Here is a 1,742-nt window from a genome sequence, read left to right on the forward strand (position 1 = left end):
TCAACGATTGTCGGTGCCTTCGCGCAAGGCGACATCCTGCAGGTGCTGTTCTTCTCGGTTCTGTTCGGCATCGCGCTGGCGATGGTCGGAGAGACGGGCAAGCCTGTCGTTTCCTTCCTTCAGGCGCTCATCGCGCCTGTCTTCAAGCTGGTTGGCATTTTCTATGTGACGCTGGCGGCCCTCTTCGTCGCCCAGGCGACGAACACCGATCTGTCGTCGTGACAGGCGCGGGTTTCATCACGCTGGCCGCTACGCTCGCCGTAGTGCCCAGCGTTCCCGTGGCCGGCTTGGCGCTGATCCTTGGCGTCGACCGCTTCATGTCAGAATGCCGGGCGTTGACCAATTTCGTCGGCAACGCGGTGGCGTCTCTCGTCGTCGCCCGCTGGGGGCAAACCTGATGAAGTCCGATCGGCAGAGGCCCTCGCGAGCAGACCCTCGGCGACGTCCGGCCCGGCGAAGGGCGGTCGCGGCCGGCCAGCTCACGCGAGCGTCGCCCAGCCGTTGGGGGAGGGCGTGAAGCGGTCCTAGAGTAATTGCCAACTGGCATCGGCACCGAGAGAGCCCAGCAATTTCCCCTATTCCGGGAAGTGCCGGGCAAGCAATCAAAAGCGATGACCAGGTCTACGTAAAAGGCACCGTTGCTGCCCTGCTGTTCACTGTTAATTGGAGACCGTCCCATGTCCAAGCCAACTCCCGGCCTTGTTGTCACGATCGCTCTTTTAGCCCTCGCCCTGCTTTTTTTCGCGCTGGGGGCGCTACATCATCCTGCTGTCATAGACTACCTGCAGCTCGAAGACCGACGCCAGCTCGCGGCGAAATTGAAGATGCGCATCGCGGAGCGGCGCGACGCGCTGCTCAATGACCCCGCTGCGCCAACCGCTGGCAATCCGGAAGGCGACGTCGCTCTGGTCACCTTCTTTGACTACAACTGCCTGCCTTGTCGGAAGGCAGCCCTCAATATCCAGCAAGCCATCAAGGACGATCCCAATCTGAAGCTTGTGTTCAAAGAGTTTCCGATCCTGGGACCGGCTTCCGAATTCGCCGCGGTGGCGGCGCTCGCATCCCACAAACAGGGAAAATACGAGGCGTTCAATCGTGCCCTCCTGGGCTTCCCCCGCCGGATCAAAGAAAGGTCGACCTTGACCATCGCAGCACATGTGGGCCTCGATGTTGAGCAGCTCAAGCGGGACATGGAAGACCCGGCCATCGCAGCCGACATTGCGCGCAATCGTGCGCTCGCCGGCGATCTGTACATCATCGGCACCCCGGCGTTGGTGGTCGGCGACGAAGTGATCCCTGGGGTGGTCGATGTTGCCACGCTGCAGCGCTCCATCGCTGATGCGCGATCAAAGCCGAAGGGTTGAGACGGTGTTTGAAATCTCCAATATCGGCATTTTGACAGCGCTGGCGGCCGGTGCAATCTTGTTCCTCTCGCCATGCGTGCTGCCTGCTGTGCCGGGCTATAGCTCTTATATAGTCGGCAACCCCGTTGTCGGCCGACCATCTCGTGGTGCCGGCGGCCGGCTTTCCATATTGCTTTTCGCCACCTTGTTCGGCCCCAGCGTCTCGAGCGTATTCGTGACGCTGGGGCCTGCACGCTGATGGCCGGCTCCGGCGACAGTTTCGACATCGTTGTCGTCGGAGCCGGGCCGGTCGGTCTTTCGTTCGCCGCATCGCTTGCCCAGAGCGAACTCAAGGTGGCAGTCGTTGAACAGCAGGCCTTGGAAAGGCTGGCGAATCCG

The 1,742-nt window shown here is 61.7% G+C and carries 3 protein-coding genes and 1 pseudogene; all 4 read left to right on the forward strand.

Going from position 1 to position 1,742, the window contains the following annotated elements; translation table 11 throughout:
- A pseudogene (locus AC04SI_RS33220) lies at window positions 1–528 on the forward strand (cation:dicarboxylate symporter family transporter); the annotation flags it as partial.
- Window positions 529–677: 149 nt separating this feature from the next.
- A complete protein-coding gene (locus AC04SI_RS33225) occupies window positions 678–1,364 on the forward strand; it encodes a DsbA family protein (protein WP_488475722.1) in 687 nt (228 codons plus the stop codon).
- Window positions 1,365–1,368: 4 nt separating this feature from the next.
- Window positions 1,369–1,602, forward strand: a complete 234-nt coding sequence (locus tag AC04SI_RS33230) for a hypothetical protein (RefSeq protein ID WP_488475723.1) — start codon at window positions 1,369–1,371, stop codon at window positions 1,600–1,602.
- A partial coding sequence (locus AC04SI_RS33235) for an FAD-dependent oxidoreductase (RefSeq protein ID WP_488475634.1) occupies window positions 1,602–1,742 on the forward strand: 141 nt, incomplete at its 3' end. The genes AC04SI_RS33230 and AC04SI_RS33235, both read left to right, overlap by 1 nt.

The organism is Mesorhizobium sp. CNPSo 4689 (genome assembly GCF_057784325.1).

Excerpts from the sequence above, each read along its gene's own strand:
- AC04SI_RS33225 (WP_488475722.1), top strand. The coding sequence starts at position 678 with ATGTCCAAGCCAACTCCCGGCCTTGTTGTCACGATCGCTCTTTTAGCC.